The organism is Denitratisoma sp. agr-D3, assembly GCF_054658675.1.
Genome location: NZ_BAAGIA010000001.1, coordinates 763,898 through 778,703, shown reverse-complemented (window position 1 = coordinate 778,703; position 14,806 = coordinate 763,898). Strand labels below are relative to the sequence as shown.

General features: G+C 63.4%; 11 protein-coding genes. 9 read left to right on the top strand and 2 right to left on the bottom strand.

Going from position 1 to position 14,806, the window contains the following annotated elements:
- Positions 1-50 precede the first annotated feature (50 nt).
- The 4 genes from ACYQ2U_RS03690 to ACYQ2U_RS03675 all read left to right on the top strand — a co-directional run bounded on the left by ACYQ2U_RS03690 (position 51) and on the right by ACYQ2U_RS03675 (position 5,626).
- Positions 51-2,621, top strand: coding sequence for a bifunctional diguanylate cyclase/phosphodiesterase (locus ACYQ2U_RS03690; RefSeq protein WP_459948974.1), 2,571 nt, complete (start codon positions 51-53; stop codon positions 2,619-2,621).
- A 58-nt stretch (positions 2,622-2,679) separates the two neighbouring features.
- A complete protein-coding gene (locus tag ACYQ2U_RS03685) occupies positions 2,680-3,594 on the top strand; it encodes a lysylphosphatidylglycerol synthase transmembrane domain-containing protein (RefSeq protein ID WP_459948973.1) in 915 nt (304 codons plus the stop codon).
- 14 nt (positions 3,595-3,608) lie between these two features.
- The gene (locus ACYQ2U_RS03680; RefSeq protein WP_459948972.1) at positions 3,609-4,064 is read left to right on the top strand and encodes a peroxiredoxin; all 456 of its coding nucleotides are present in this window, start codon (positions 3,609-3,611) and stop codon (positions 4,062-4,064) included.
- Between the two features lie 182 nt (positions 4,065-4,246).
- The gene (locus tag ACYQ2U_RS03675; RefSeq protein WP_459949241.1) at positions 4,247-5,626 is read left to right on the top strand and encodes a PhoH family protein; all 1,380 of its coding nucleotides are present in this window, start codon (positions 4,247-4,249) and stop codon (positions 5,624-5,626) included.
- A gap of 47 nt (positions 5,627-5,673) precedes the next feature.
- Here ACYQ2U_RS03675 and ACYQ2U_RS03670 read toward each other — a convergent pair whose 3' ends face one another.
- Complete coding sequence (locus ACYQ2U_RS03670; protein ID WP_459948971.1) at positions 5,674-7,956, bottom strand: TonB-dependent receptor; 2,283 nt, start codon at positions 7,954-7,956, stop codon at positions 5,674-5,676.
- Positions 7,957-8,186: 230 nt separating this feature from the next.
- Here ACYQ2U_RS03670 and ACYQ2U_RS03665 point away from each other — a divergent pair, with 230 nt between their 5' ends.
- Both ACYQ2U_RS03665 and ACYQ2U_RS03660 read left to right on the top strand, forming a co-directional pair.
- Positions 8,187-9,560 carry a histidine kinase gene (locus ACYQ2U_RS03665; RefSeq protein WP_459948970.1) on the top strand — a complete coding sequence of 458 codons (1,374 nt, stop codon included), beginning with the start codon at positions 8,187-8,189 and terminating at the stop codon, positions 9,558-9,560.
- Positions 9,557-10,219: a response regulator transcription factor gene (locus ACYQ2U_RS03660; RefSeq protein WP_459948969.1), complete on the top strand. Its 663-nt coding sequence runs from the start codon at positions 9,557-9,559 to the stop codon at positions 10,217-10,219. The genes ACYQ2U_RS03665 and ACYQ2U_RS03660 overlap by 4 nt, the downstream gene beginning before the upstream one ends.
- Positions 10,220-10,228: 9 nt before the next feature.
- Here the strand turns inward: ACYQ2U_RS03660 and ACYQ2U_RS03655 are convergent, their stop codons facing one another.
- Positions 10,229-12,223, bottom strand: a complete 1,995-nt coding sequence (locus ACYQ2U_RS03655; protein ID WP_459948968.1) for a sigma-54-dependent Fis family transcriptional regulator — start codon at positions 12,221-12,223, stop codon at positions 10,229-10,231.
- A gap of 283 nt (positions 12,224-12,506) precedes the next feature.
- On the opposite strand from ACYQ2U_RS03655, the gene pedF reads away from it, so the two are divergent.
- From pedF to ACYQ2U_RS03640, 3 genes are read left to right on the top strand one after another with little or no spacing between them, the layout of a single operon-like run.
- Positions 12,507-12,935: a cytochrome c-550 PedF gene (gene pedF / locus ACYQ2U_RS03650; RefSeq protein ID WP_459948967.1), complete on the top strand. Its 429-nt coding sequence runs from the start codon at positions 12,507-12,509 to the stop codon at positions 12,933-12,935.
- Positions 12,925-13,788: a substrate-binding periplasmic protein gene (locus ACYQ2U_RS03645; protein WP_459948966.1), complete on the top strand. Its 864-nt coding sequence runs from the start codon at positions 12,925-12,927 to the stop codon at positions 13,786-13,788. The genes pedF and ACYQ2U_RS03645 overlap by 11 nt, the downstream gene beginning before the upstream one ends.
- 1 nt (position 13,789) lies before the next feature.
- Complete coding sequence (locus ACYQ2U_RS03640; protein WP_459948965.1) at positions 13,790-14,731, top strand: beta-propeller fold lactonase family protein; 942 nt, start codon at positions 13,790-13,792, stop codon at positions 14,729-14,731.
- The last annotated feature ends 75 nt before the right edge of the window (positions 14,732-14,806 follow it).

The following is a 14,806-nucleotide window of genomic DNA, read 5'->3' as shown; positions in this document are numbered from 1 at the left end:
CGAAAGTTGAAAAAATATAACTTTCGTATTATCCATCCTGCATTACCCCAATGGTCTTTTTGCGTTTTTTCCGCCCCTCCGTCCACTTGCTGGTTCCCGCCGCGATGCTCCTGGTGGGCCTCGCCCTGACGGAACTGGTGGTCTGGCAGGAACAGGACCGGCTGCTGTCGGACCAACACGAGCAGACCATGGCGACGGCGGCCACCGTCCGCGCCGAACTGGAAGCCGAGCTCAACGCCACCCTGCACCTGGCCTCGGGCCTGGCCGCCTACATCCGCGCCACCGAGGGCAAGCCCGATCGCCGCGAGCTGCATTCCATGCTGGAAGGGCTCTACCGGCGCGGCCACCACCTGCGCAACATGGGCATCGCCCCGGACAACCGGGTCAGCGCGATCTACCCCGTCGCCGGCAATGAAAAAGTCCTGGGGCTCCACTATCCCTCCCTGCCCGAGCAATGGCCCACGATTTCCCGCGCCATCGCCAGCCACCAACCTACCCTGTCCGGACCCCTGGCCTTGGTCCAGGGCGGCCAGGGCCTCATCTACCGGATGCCGGTCTATCTGGCGGACGGCCGCTACTGGGGTCTGATCAGTACCGTGATCGACGCCGACCAACTGCTGCGGCTGACGGTCACCGCCCAGGAAAAGGCCAACCTGCACCTGGCCCTGCGCGGCCGGGATGGCCTGGGGGCGAAGGGTGCCGTGTTCTACGGACCGGCCACCCTGTTCGCCGACAAATCCGCCGTCACCATGAACATCGCCGTGTCCGGCGGCGAGTGGCAATTGGCCCTGGGACAAGCCGACAAGAAATCCCCCATGGCGCGCCTGCTGGCAATCCGCCTGGCCGGCAGCGGCATCTCCCTGCTGCTGGCCCTGCTGCTGGGCCGTTCCCTCAAGGCCTACCGGCAGCAACGCCTGCTCACGGCCCGCCTGCGCACCGAGCACGAAAAGCTCCACGGCCTCTACGAACTCTCGCCCCTGGGCATCGCCCTGCTGGATGAAGAGGGTCGCTATCTGGAAGTGAACCGCAGCTTCTGCCGCATCACCGGCTACGACGAGGAGGAACTGCGCCATCTCGACTATCGGCGGCTGACCCCCGAGGACAATGCCGCCCAGGAAGAAAAGCTGATGGCCACCCTGATGCGCCAAGGCCGCTACGGTCCCGCCGAAAAGGCCTACCTGCGCAAGGACGGCACCCGCATTTCGGTGCAGATCAGCGCCGCCCTGGTGCCGGGGGAAGGGGGCGAGCGCTACATCGGTGCCATCGTCGAGGACATCAGCGAGCGCAAGGCGGCCGAGGCCCGCATCCACCTGCTGGCCTTCTACGATCCCCTCACCACCCTGCCCAACCGTCGCCTGCTGATGGACCGGCTGGGCCATGCCCTGGCCGCCAGCCAGCGCCACCGCCAGTACGGCGCCCTGCTCTTCATCGACCTGGACAATTTCAAGACCCTCAACGACACCCGTGGCCACGACGTGGGGGACTGCCTGCTCCAATCCGTGGCCGACCGCCTCAGCAAGAGCGTGCGGGAACGGGACACGGTGGCCCGCCTCGGCGGCGATGAATTCGTCATCATGCTCGAGGAGTTGAGTGGCGAAATTTCCGTCGCCGCCGCCCAGTCCGAGGCCATCGCGGAAAAGATCCGCGACCAATTGGACCGTCCCTACCTGCTGGAAGGGGACGCCACCTCCTTCCATTGCAGCGCCAGTTTCGGCGTCAGCCTGTTCTGCGGCCAACGGGAAACGGTGGACACCCTGCTCAAGCAGGCCGACGTGGCCCTCTACCAGGCCAAGGCGGCGGGACGCAACGCCATCCGTTTCTACAACAGCGAAATGCAGGCCACCCTGGATGTCCGCGCCAAGATGGAACACGACCTGCGCCGGGCCTTGGTGAACAACGAATTCGAACTGTATTTCCAGCCCCAGATCGGCGCCGCCACCGGCCTCACCGGCGCCGAGGCCCTGCTGCGCTGGAAGCCCCGCGGCGGCGCTACGGTGTCCCCGGCCGAGTTCATTCCCCTTGCCGAGGAAACCGGCATGATCCTGCCCATCGGCCTATGGGTACTGGACCAGGCCTGCCGCCAACTGGCCCACTGGCAAACCATGCCGGCCACGGCCCGGCTGCAACTGGCGATCAACGTCAGCGCCCAGCAGTTCCGCCAGCAGGAATTCGTCCAGCAAGTACGCCAGGCCCTGACGAAGCACGGGGTGCGGCCCTCGGGCCTGAAGATCGAATTGACCGAAAGCCTGGTGCTGGACGACGTGGAGGACGCCATCGACAAGATGCAGGCGCTGCGCCGACTGGGCGTCACCTTCTCCCTGGACGACTTCGGCACCGGCTACTCTTCCCTTTCCTACCTGCGGCGACTGCCCATCGACCAGGTAAAGATCGACCGCTCCTTCGTCACCGACATCGCCGAGGCCGGCAACGACCTGGACAACAGCGCCATCATCCGGGCCATCATCAGCATGAGCGAATCCCTCCACCTGCAAGTCATCGCCGAAGGGGTGGAAACGGAAAGCCAGCAGGACTTCCTGATCCGCCACGGCTGCGACCACTTCCAGGGCTATCTGTTCGGCCGTCCCATGCCCGGGGACAGCTTCGCCACCATCCTGAACTGAGTCACCCCCGGCGCACGCCGATTGCCACGGACGGGCTTTTTTCTGTCATCCTCCGTCCATGCGTAAAGCGTCAATCCGTATCGCCGCAAGCCTGTTGCTCGTCGTCCTGGTTTTTTACTTCGCCGACCCGCCCCGGGTGATCCGTTCCCTGGGACACACCGACCCCGGCTGGCTGGCCGCCGGTTTCGCCAGCGCCGTCCTCGCCTCCCTGCTCTCCGCGCTACGCTGGCTGGACATCGCCCGCTGGCTCGGACTCCAGGTGGATACCACCGGGGGATTGCTCGCCTATTGGCGCGGCATCACCGCCAACACCGTGTTGCCCGGCGGCCACCTGGGGGGCGACGCCCTGCGCACCCTGCACCTGCAACAGGCCGGCAACGGTCTGATCACCGCCGCCGCCAGCGTCGCCCTGGATCGCTTGTCCGGCCTCTGGATGCTGGTGGTACTGTCCCTCGCCGCCGCCGCCGTGCCCGGCCTGCTGCCCCCCGGCATCCTGCCGGCACCGGGCATCCTCGCCCTGCTGGCCCTGGTTGCCCTGGCGGCACCGGTCCTGCTCTGGCTGTTTTCAGCCCGCCTGGCACCCTGGCTACCCAACAAGATCGCCGCCCTGCTGACCACCTTGCATCAGCGCCCCGCCCCGCGCCGCCTGTATCTGCGGCAAATGGCCTGGTCCACCGGCGTCCAGGTCTTTTCCGTGCTGGCCTACGCCCTGGGCGGCAGGGCCGTGGGATTGGACCTGTCCTTCGTCCTCTTCCTCGCCGCCGCCGGGCCGGTGTTCATCCTCGCCGCCCTGCCCATCAGCGTCGGCGGCTGGGGCACGCGGGAAGCCGCCTCAGCCCTGGTCCTGAGCGCCCTCGGCGCCCCGCGCGAACTGGCGGTGGCGGCGGCGGTACTCTACGGCCTGTTTGCCGCCCTGCAAGGACTGCTGGGGGCCGCCACCCTGCTCAGGGGGAAGTCGGCCCCCACGAACTAAAGGAGAAACAAACCATGCTCGACAAGCCAGTTCCCAATTTCACGGCCGCCGTCACCGGCGCAGAATCGGTTTCACTCACCGCCCTGAAAGGCAAAAAGGTCGTGCTCTACTTCTACCCGAAGGACAGTACCCCGGGCTGCACCACCGAGGCCCAGCAGTTCCGCGATCTCCACGGCGACTTCCTCAAGGCCGGCGCCCTCGTCTACGGCGTCTCCCGCGACAGCCTCAAATCCCACGAGAACTTCCGCGCCAAGCAGGGCCTGCCCTTCGACCTGATTTCCGACGCTGACGAAGCCCTCTGCGCGCTGTTCGGCGTCATCAAAATGAAAAACATGTACGGCAAACAGGTGCGCGGCATCGAGCGCAGCACCTTCCTGATCGACGGCAAGGGCGTGCTTCGCCATGAATGGCGCGGCGTCAAGGCCGACGGTCATGCCGCCGCCGTGCTCGCCGCCGTGCAAGCTCTGTAACCCATCCCCATTCCCCACCCCCAGGAGTCACGATGAACGCCAAGCGCAGCAGCCCCAGCACCCCGACTGCCAAGCCCGTAGCCAAGGCCGCCCCCAAGCTCCACGTCAAGGCGCCGCCCAAACCGGGCAACAAGGCCGGTGGCAAGGTCACCAAGCTGTTCGTCCTCGACACCAACGTGCTGATGCACGACCCGGTGAGCTTGTTCCGCTTCGAGGAGCATGACCTGTACGTGCCGATCATGACCCTGGAAGAGTTGGACAACAACAAGAAGGGCATGTCGGAAGTGGCGCGCAACGCACGCCAGGCCAGCCGCATGCTGGACGAGATCGTCAGCGGCTCCGAGGACGGCATCGCCGCCGGCATCGAACTGGCCGGCCCGTCGCGCGACCTGGCCACGGGCCGCCTGTTCCTCCAGGCCGAGGCCATCAGCGCCGAGCTGCCCACCTCGCTGCCCACCGGCAAGGGCGACAACCACATCCTCGCGGTGGTGATGTACCTGCACCAGAAGCATCCGAAGCGTCCGGTGATCCTGGTCTCCAAGGACATCAACATGCGCATCAAGGCCCGCGCCCTGGGCCTCGACGCGCAGGACTACTTCAACGACAAGGTGCTGGAAGACACCGACCTGCTGTATACCGGCACCATGGTGCTGCCCCCCGACTTCTGGGACAGCCACGGCAAGGACATGAAATCCTGGAAGCAGGAAAGCAAGACCCTGTATGAAGTGAAGGGCCCGCTCTGTCCCGACCTGCTGGTGAACGAGTTCGTCTACCTGGAAGAAGGTGGCGAGAAGCCCTTCACCGCCATCGTGCGCGAGAACAAGGGCAAGAGTGCCGTGCTGTCCACCCTGGTGGATTACAGTCACGGCAAGAACGCGGTGTGGGGCATCACCGCCCGCAACCGGGAACAGAACTTCGCCCTCAACCTGCTCAACGATCCCGACATCGACTTCGTCACCCTGCTCGGCCAGGCCGGCACCGGCAAGACCCTGCTCACCCTGGCCTCGGCCCTGACCCAGACCCTGGAGGCCAAGCGCTACTCGGAGATCATCATCACCCGGGTCACCGTTCCCGTGGGCGAGGACATCGGTTTCCTACCCGGCACCGAAGAGGAAAAAATGACGCCCTGGATGGGCGCCATCGAGGACAACCTGGACGTGCTCAACCGCCCCCACGACGAGCCCCAGGGCAATGAAAAGGGCGGCAGCTACGGTGGTGACTGGGGCCGTGCCGCCACCATGGACCTAATCCGCAGCCGGATCAAGATCAAGTCCCTCAACTTCATGCGCGGCCGCACCTTCATCAACAAGTTCCTCATCATCGACGAGGCGCAGAACCTGACGCCCAAGCAGATGAAGACCCTGGTCACCCGCGCCGGCCCCGGTACCAAGGTGGTCTGCCTGGGCAACATCGCCCAGATCGACACGCCCTACCTGACCGAAGGCTCCTCGGGCCTGACCTACGTGGTGGACCGCTTCAAGGGCTGGCCCCACTCCGGCCACATCACCCTGCAACGGGGCGAACGTTCGCGCCTGGCCGACCACGCGGCGGACGTACTGTAAGTCACGCGGCCCGCGATGGGGACGGCGTTTGCCGTCCCCATCGATCATCACAGGCTGTAGCGCACCCCGATAAAGACGCTGCGGGGCGCTCCTGGCGCCAGGAATGACTCCTTGCGCCACTCCGCCGAGTTGCTTTCAAAGCTGCCGCCGTGGAAGGCGTTCTCCCCCAATTGGCCGGCAGTGGCGTAGCGCCGGTCAAACAGATTGTTGATCCGGCCGAACAACTGCCAACCACCCCCGAGCCGTACTTCGCCGTTCACATTGACCACGGCATAGCCCGGCAGAATGCCCGGACCGAAAGTGTTGGTGCCGTCGGACTGGTGGGCGTTGTTCTCGTTGCCGCGGGCATACTGACTGGAAAACGCCACCACTTGCAGTCCCAAGCGGGTCCCTGCGGCAGGCTTCCAAGCCGCGCCAAGCTTGAACTGATGACGGGGGATGCCGGGAATGGTGTTTCCTGCACTGACCTGGATGTTACGGTTGCCGTCGGCCTGGCTATTGGAGGGACTGGCCACCACCGCGTCGCTTTGATAGGTGGCATCCACCAGGCTATAGCTCCCCTGCCAGTCGACACTATCCCCCTCGGCGCTCAAACCCAACTCCAGGCCCTGACGCCGGGTACGACCGAAATTCTGGAAATAACCGGTACTGGTGGTGGTGGCGACGAACAGGATGTCGTCCCGATTGTCGGCCCGGAAAACACCGGCATTCCAGCGTAGACCGCTGCCTAGCCGGCCGCGCAGCCCCGCCTCTTGGTTGGTGGTGACCACCTGTTTCAGGTAAGGATCGGATTGCATGGCGTTGGGCAGGGTGCAAGGCGCGTTGGGGTCGGCGCAGGCAAGCTCGATGGGACTGGGCGCCCGGTTGGTCTGCCCCCAGGATCCGTAGGCGGTCAGATTGGGCGCAGCCTCCCAGGTCAGGCCCAGGGCCGGATTGAGGCGATGATAGGTGAAGTCGTTGGACAGCCCCTGGGAATTCGTGAGGATAGGATTGGCGGGGTCGAACAAGTGATCTTCGGTCTTGACCCGGGTCTGGTTCCAGCGCGCCGAGGCCGTCATCAACCATCCCTCGGCCAGGGTTTCATGCCAGACCGCAAACAGGCCGTGGGAAGTGCTGTTGCCGCGCACATCGACGATGTCCGTTTCCGTGCCCAGAGGCACCACGCCGCGGCTGGCGTCGAAACTACCCAACTGATAGCTGCGCTTGTAGTCGGCACGCCCCGACTCGTGGCTGTATCCCACCAGATAGCGCCTCCCGGCGCTGCGTTCCAAGGCGACTTGCAGATTGAACCCCACCATCTGCTGATCAAGCCGTTGTCGATTGATGGAGGCCTCCTCGCCGGCATTGCCGGTATCCTCGTAGGGCTGCACGCCGAAACGGTTATCGGTGACCTGGTTAACATCGGGATTGATCCCCCGGGTATGGGTCTGTCGCACGTAGACATTGCCACTGAGGAACATCCCCGGCCGCAGTTCCCGCGCAGCTTGCAGATTCAGGTGCCAGGCCCGGTTCCTGGTTTCATCGCTATGGGTGTAAACCGACTCCCGCCGTTCCGCCAGCATCTCATCCGGCGTCAGTCCGTTCCCACTCAACTTGGCCTCCGACGCAGCGAAGGAAACATCCACGTCACCGTCTTCCACTTGGCGTCCCAATTTGGCGAACACCTGGTTTTGATTGGAAGGTGAAAAATCCCGCCAACCGCCGTCACGCCAGCTATTGGCGGCCAAAAACCAGCCCACGCCATCACGGCTACCGCCATGGGCGGCGGATAGGCCGCCGTAGCCATGGCTGCCCCCCACCCATTCCACTTCGCTGCCAGGGTGGGTCTCACCGGACTTGGTCCCCATGTTCAGGGCGCCGCCCAGGGCGTTGAGACCGAACACAGGATTGGCACCGGCCAGGAGATTGGCACCAGCGATGGCGTTGCGGGGAATCAAATCCCACAGTACGGTATCGCCGAAACTTTCATTCATCCGCATGCCGTCCAAATAGACCGACAAGCCCTGGGGCATGCCCATCAAGGGACTGGCATAAAAACCACGATAGGCCAAATCCACCTGCAAGGGGTTGCCGGTGACGCTGTTAGCGGAGACAGAAGGCAACTGCTCCGTCATGAATGCCGGCAGATTGGCAGACTGGGCGCGCTTCATGTCCTCGCCGGAAAAGGACTGGACATTGCTCGGCACCAGATGTTTATCCATGCCCAGACCGGGCACGAAGCTTTCACCGATCACCTCGACGGTGGGTGCTTCCACGCTGCGTTGTTGAGCCTGGGCCGTCCATGAAGCCAATGCCACGGCCATGGACAGGGCGAGTTGAGAACGGCGCATTGTCGCCTTCTGATCATTGCATCGTTGCTGGGCCAGCACGATTTCCTCCTCGAATTGTTTTTGGTGGCGGGACTATAAAAATCCGGATTCCCGTCGGCTATAGGAAGAATTCCCGACCCGACGTCTTGCCCCATCGGATGTCATCGGTGTCGACTTTCTACGTGAGGGATGCGCCGCTGGTATGGAATCTGCAATTGCTTTAAGCAAGAACCATCACGGCAGCGTCAGTCATGAAACCACCCATCGAATTACGCAGGCTTCTGTTGCGACGCATTGTCTGGATCGCCCTCGGCACCCTGCTCCTGGCCCTGCCCGGTCTTTGGTGGCAAGCCCGTGGCGACATCCGTGCCGAGTCCCAGGGGGCCGAGGAAACCGCCGCCTTGTTGTCCCACCTGTTGGCCTTGCAAAACAGTCGGGGCAGCGAGCTGGAGGCCCGGCTTGCTGCCCTGGCCGCACCGGACGCCATCAACAGGCTGCGCCACCTGAAGCTGATCGTCACGGATGAAACGGGACGCCGCATCACGCCAGAACCAGCCCCCCCCTCTGCCCTGGCCAGCGTCTTCTTGAGGAGCATGGAACCGCAGGCAAAAACCACCTACGCCAGTTGGATACAGACGGGCGATGGGCACAGGCTGCATATCGCCCTCATGAGCAATCCGGCCAGCGAGGCGGGGGAAGCCTTGGAAACCCTGCTCGATCTGGCGCTGTGGTGTGCCTTCTACACGGTACTGCTGGTGGTCGGCATGAGCTTTGCCGTGCACCGGGCCTTTGCCCCATTGCGACACATTGTGGAGAAAATGGCCGACTGCCTGTCACAAAATTACGCAACCAGGCTTCCCGCCTTCCCCATCCGAGAACTGGACCTGATCGGACGCTCCCTCAATCATTTGGCGGAGGAATTGGCAAAGACCGAGGCTTCGCGGCGGACCCTGAGCCTGAAAATGGCGTCGGTCCAGGAAGAGGAAAGAACGCGCCTGGTTCAGGAGTTGCACGATGAATTCGGCCAGAGCCTCACCGCCATGCGGGCCAGTGCCTCCTATCTGATCCGGGCCACCGACCCACAGCCGGAAATCCAGGCGGTGGCGCGTGAGCTTGCCAGCCAGTGCCAGCAGCTCCACGGAGGCATTCGCGATTTGCTGCGGCAACTGCGGCCCCAGGGTTCCGCCGACGCGCAAGGCCCCGTCCCCCTGCGCAATCTCTTGGAGAAATTGATCCGCAGTTGGCGTGAACTGCCCGGCAACGCCGTCGACTACGCGTTCCATTGGGCAGCGGAAGAGTCTGCCCTGGCCCCCACCCTGTCCCTTGCCCTTTATCGCATGACCCAAGAAGCATTGACCAATGCGGTTCGCCATGGCGCGAGCCACCGCATCCAGGTGATTCTGCGCCAGGAAGGAGAATGCCTGTACTGGTCCGTGGCCGACGACGGCGTCGGTATTGCCGACATCGATGCGGCCCTACAACGGGGTAACGGTTTGGCCGGCCTGCGCGAACGGATCTGGGCCCACGGCGGCAGCTTCAACCTGGGCACGGGCATGGAAGGCAAGGGTCTCGTCCTGCGCGCCAACTTCCGCCTCAAAGGCCATACCGAACAGGAGCCATCATGACCATTGCCGACCACGCCCCTGAACCCTTGCACCATCCGATGCGGATCGCCCTTGCCGACGACCATGCCGTGGTCCGTACCGGTTATCGCCGTCTGCTGGAACTGGAACCGGGACTGGAAGTCGTTGCGGAATTCGCGGATGGTGAAAGCGCCTACCAATGGCTGCAACAAAACCCGGCGGACTTGCTGATTCTCGACCTTTCCATGCCCGGCCGCGGCGGACTCGAAACCTTGATGCGGCTGCGGGCGCGGCATATCGGAACGGCAGTCCTGATTTTCACCATGCACGACGGCGCCGACATTGTGGCGCAAGCCCTGGAAGCGGGCGCGGCCGGGTTCATCACCAAGAGCAGCCCACCGGAAGACCTGGTCGCTGCCGTCAAGAAAGTGGCACAAGGCGGCATCGCCCTATCCGCCGATATCGCCCGATGCACGACGGCAAGGGCGCAAGCGACGCCAGATCGGAATCTGTCGCCACGGGAATTCGAAATCTTTCGTCTGCTGGCCCAGGGTGAGGAGGTGGCGGATATCGCCCGCCGCCTTTGCCTCAGCGAAAAAACCGTTTTCAACTACCAAACCAGCATCCGCCACAAGACCGGATTGGGCTCCACCCTGGACATGCACCGCTACGCCAGCCGCCGCCGCTTGATTGCGGCTTGACGGCCTGGCTCAGAATTTCCCGATCTTGCGGTAAATGGTGTTCCGGCTGATACCCAGCAGCCGGGCGGCGGCGGAGACATTACCGCCGACGGAGGCCAAGGCGCGCGTGATCGCCTGATGCTCCACTTCCCCAAGACTGGAGGGGAAGGACTCACCGGGTGTCACGGCGCGGGGCTGCTGGACCACCAGCGACGGATCCGCCGGTTGGTCCGCCGCCTCTCTGATTTCATCGGGCAGGTGCCACTCTTCGATCAACACTTCGTCGTCGTCGAGCATGGCGATCAACACGCGAATCACGTTGTGCAACTCCCGGATATTGCCCGGCCAGGAATAACGGGAAAACATGGCAAAGGCCCCTTCGCTCAAGGTAACCGGGCTGCGTCGGTCACGACACTCATTGGCGATCAACCGATCCACCAATGGCCGCAGGTCCGTGCGCTGACGCAATGCGGGCAAAGTCACGCACAAACCGTTGAGGCGATAGTAGAGGTCTTCGCGGAATGCGCCCCGCGCCACTTCTTCGCGCAATTTTCGGTGGGTGGCGCAAACCAAGGAGATATCGACCGGAATGGCCTTGGCGCCGCCCAGGGGCGTCACGCAACGCTCCTGCAAGACCCGCAGCAAGCGGGCCTGGAGCTGCAAGGGCATGTCGCCGATCTCATCAAGGAACAAGGTCCCACCATGGGCCTGCTGAATCTTGCCGCTGGCGCCTTCCTTGCGCGCCCCGGTAAAAGCGCCGCCCAGGTAGCCGAAAAGCTCGGATTCGATCAGGGTTTCCGGAATCGCCGCGCAGTTGAGCGCGACGAAAGGACCGTCCCGGCGGGGACCGCTATGGTGCACCGCCTTGGCAAATACCTCCTTGCCCGCACCAGACTCCCCTTGGACGAGGATGGGAATATCCCGCCCCAATACCCGCCGCGCCTTGTCGATCGCGGCACGCAGCGCGGCGTCGCCCGTGGCCAGGGATTCCAGCGTGACACTCGCCGCCGGTGCCGCCGTGACGGCCTTGGGCTGAGGACGACGCTCCGCTGCATCGATGACCAAGCGGGACATGCTGCTGGACACCGGCAGGCTGCCGCGCAAAGTCACCAAAAAGCCCAGGCCGCTCCGGCTCGTCATGGTGGCGAGTACGTGAGGATCACGGCGAATGCCGTCAACGAGCCCACCTAGGGGCGTTTCAAACAACAGCGAGAAATCCCGGCCCACCACCTCATGGCGCCGCAAGGACAGCAAACTCAGTCCGATGGGATTGATGGCCAGGATGCAGCCATCCGCGGATACCGCCATCAGTCCCTCGCCAAGGCTGCCCACGTACTCGCCGCGACGGTGGAAACAGACCAATATGCTGCGGGCCTGCTCTGACTCGAACAGGCGCTTCTCCACCATTTGCGCGGCCATGTGCACCAACCCGCGGGTATGGGGGGAATAGCTGCGGGCGTCACCGGAAATATCCAGCACGCCCATCAGGGCACCTTGGGAATCCTTCATCGGTGCCGCGCTACAGGTCAGGAAACCATTGCGCTCCAGATAGTGCTCGCCGCCGATGACTTCCACCGGCTGCTCTTCCACCAGCGCGGAGCCGACTGCATTGGTGCCACGAACGGACTCCGACCAATGGGCGCCGGGTTGCAAGGAGACGCGACATGCGCGATCGAGAAACCCCGCATCGCCCAGACACTGCAACAAGAGGCCATTGCGATCGGACAACACCACCATGTTGCCGGAATTACGAATCTGGTCGTACAGGTGCTCCATGACCGGCTGGGCATAGATCAGCAGGTTCCGGTTCCTTTCCAACTCCAGGGCCAAGGCATTGGGCGAAGCGGGCGCCAAGTCCGATGGGCCGGCGGGCTCCAGGCCCTGATGACGGCAGCGCTCCCAGGAACGGAGGAGGACGCTGTTTCCCAGGTCAGCCGGGGTTTCTCCTCGACCGAAATAGCTGTCGCGCATCTCGCGAATCTGTTGGCCGTAATCGTTCATGGCCACATCGTTTCCTCTGATCATTATTTTCTCCTCCTGCCAGACGGCTATTCTGCCGCATCCATCGACACTTTGTTGATATCTAAAATTGTTGCATTGCAGGACAACTGTCCATATTTTCAGCAACGATTGAGCATCGGCTACTTAGCAAAACCTTTGCCAGTTTCATTTATTCCTAAATTAATAGGGATTAAGGCAGCGACGACACCGTGGCATACCCCTTGCTGAACGGATCCACACCTGGCACTGACGTGCTTGCAGTGGCAACAGCATGACCATCGTTGATAAATAAAAGAGGGGACTCATTGTGACTTCACAGCTATCTTTCCGCCGCGGCTTGCTATCCGCATTATTTCTCGCATCCCTAGCCGGTGGCGTCTGGGCCCACGGAGACGTCACACCGCAAGCGGTGGACACGACCGGGCTCAAACCTGTGGGCACGGAATGGCAGGCGGCTAACCCCTACCGCAAAAATGAAGTCGCCATCCGTATCGGCTCTTCCGCCTTCAATCAGAACTGCGCCCGCTGCCACGGCCTCGGCGCCGTTTCCGGCGGCATCGCTCCCGATCTGCGCTATCTGCCCGAAGGCACCGAAGGCGACGAAATCTTCCTCAACCGCATTCGCCACGGCTCCACTCGGGATGGTCGCGTGTACATGCCCCCCTTTGAGGGCATGCTGAGTCAGGAAGCCATGTGGGCCATTCGCGCCTGGCTGGAGACTGTCCGTGTGGACTAAGGCGAAGCACCTGATCACCGCCCTGGCGATGACCACCACCCTGCTGCCTTTGGCCTGGGCCGAGGGCGGCGGCGAGGGACTCACCGCTCAGCCCGGCACCCTGCGCATCGCCCTCTACAACAACTACCCGCCCTACTCCAACAACGGCAAGGGTATCGACGTGGACCTGGCCCAGGCCATCGCCAAGCAGATGGGCCTGCGGGCCGAACTGGCCTGGTTCAACGCCGACGAGGACATGGGTGACGACCTGCGCAACATGGTCTGGAAGGGCCACTACCTGGGCGCCCGCCCCGGTGACCTGATGATGCACGTGCCTTTCGATGAGCATCTCGCCAAGGCCAACGAACAGGTGAACATCATCGCTCCCTACATGGTGGAAACCATTGCCGTGGCCCGCGATCCGCAGCGGATTCCTAAGAAGGTGGTTGGCTCCGCCGCCGTGGCCCTGGAAGTCTTCACCCGGGAAAAGGTGGGCGTGGAAACCGCCACCCTGGCGGATGCCTTCCTGCTCGGTTCCCTCAATGGCCGGCTGCGGGAACAGGTGGTGCACTACAAGTCCGTCGCCTTGGCGGTCAAAGGCATGGAAAGTGGTGAAGTGGCTGCCGTCATGGCCCCCCGAGGCGAACTGGAAGCTGCCCTGGCCGGGATCAAGAGCGCTGCCCGTTACGCCCTCGACGGCGTCAAGATGCCCGAACTCAAGATCGACAACTGGGCCCTGGGCATGGCAGTGAAGCAGGACAACACCGCCCTGGCCGAGGCCGTCTCCAAGGCCATGGCTACCCTGCAAACAAACGGCGAAGTGAAGAAGATCTTCGAGCGCTACGGCATCACCCTGCAAACCCCGGGAAACTGACATGAAACCGCTGCTCTGCGTCCTCGCCCTGCCCTGTTTGGTCATCGGAACGGCGCAGGCAGCGCCCTTCGCCTACGTTCCCAACGAAAAATCCGCCACGATCAGCGTGGTGGACACGGCCACCCAGCAGGTGCTCGACGCCCTGCCCGCCGGCAAGCGGCCCCGGGGCATCGCTGCCAGCTTGAACGGCCAATGGGTGTACATCACCGACGCTGCCAGCAACAGCCTGCTCAAGATCGACAGCAAGAGCGGCAAAACCGTCGCCCAATTGCCCCTGGGGGAATCGCCGGAAGGCGTGTACCTTTCCCCGGACGGCAAGCAACTGGCCGTGGCGGTGGAGGAGAGCAACAGCGTCACCCTGGTGGATGCGGACAGCCTGAGCAAACAGGCCGACATCAAGGTCAAGGGGAAGAATCCCGAACACGCCGTCTATAGTCTCGATGGCCGCTGGATCTACGTCAGCGCCGAGGAGGCGGACCAGGTGGATGTCATCGACCGGACCGCCAAGCGCCAGGTGGACCAGATCGCCGTGGGCAAGCGCCCCCGGGGCATCGGCTTCCTGCCCAACCTGCCGCGGGCTTACATCGCTTGCGAATTGGCAGGCAAGGTGTACGTTGTGGACACCGCCAGCCGCAAGGTACTGGCCGAGATCAGCGCCGGCCAGAATCCCAACGGTATCGCCGTCCGCCCTGACGGCCAGCGGGTTTACGTTTCCAATGGTCGCGACGGCACCATCATGGTCATCGACACCGCCATCAATCAGGTCGTTGCCACCATCGAGGTGGGCAAGCGCCCCTGGAACATGGCGCTGACGCCCGATGGCAAGCGCCTATATGTGGCCAATGGTCGCTCCAACTCGGTTTCGGTGATCGATACCGACAACCAGAGCAGGCTACAGGACATCCCCGTGGGCGAATCGCCCTGGGGCGTTGTCATCCGCTGAGCACCGCAGCCGCCCTGTCGGCGACAGTGGACGACCACTGTCCTGTCATCGTCAATTATCAGACCGTCCAGTCCA

Coding starts and splice junctions, on each gene's coding strand:
- ACYQ2U_RS03675 (WP_459949241.1), top strand. CDS start 4,247: ATGCACGACCCGGTGAGCTTGTTCCGCTTCGAGGAGCATGACCTGTAC.
- ACYQ2U_RS03680 (WP_459948972.1), top strand. CDS start 3,609: ATGCTCGACAAGCCAGTTCCCAATTTCACGGCCGCCGTCACCGGCGCA.
- ACYQ2U_RS03640 (WP_459948965.1), top strand. CDS start 13,790: ATGAAACCGCTGCTCTGCGTCCTCGCCCTGCCCTGTTTGGTCATCGGA.
- ACYQ2U_RS03685 (WP_459948973.1), top strand. CDS start 2,680: ATGCGTAAAGCGTCAATCCGTATCGCCGCAAGCCTGTTGCTCGTCGTC.
- ACYQ2U_RS03665 (WP_459948970.1), top strand. CDS start 8,187: ATGAAACCACCCATCGAATTACGCAGGCTTCTGTTGCGACGCATTGTC.
- ACYQ2U_RS03690 (WP_459948974.1), top strand. CDS start 51: ATGGTCTTTTTGCGTTTTTTCCGCCCCTCCGTCCACTTGCTGGTTCCC.
- ACYQ2U_RS03670 (WP_459948971.1), bottom strand. CDS start 7,956: ATGCGCCGTTCTCAACTCGCCCTGTCCATGGCCGTGGCATTGGCTTCA.
- ACYQ2U_RS03655 (WP_459948968.1), bottom strand. CDS start 12,223: ATGATCAGAGGAAACGATGTGGCCATGAACGATTACGGCCAACAGATT.
- ACYQ2U_RS03660 (WP_459948969.1), top strand. CDS start 9,557: ATGACCATTGCCGACCACGCCCCTGAACCCTTGCACCATCCGATGCGG.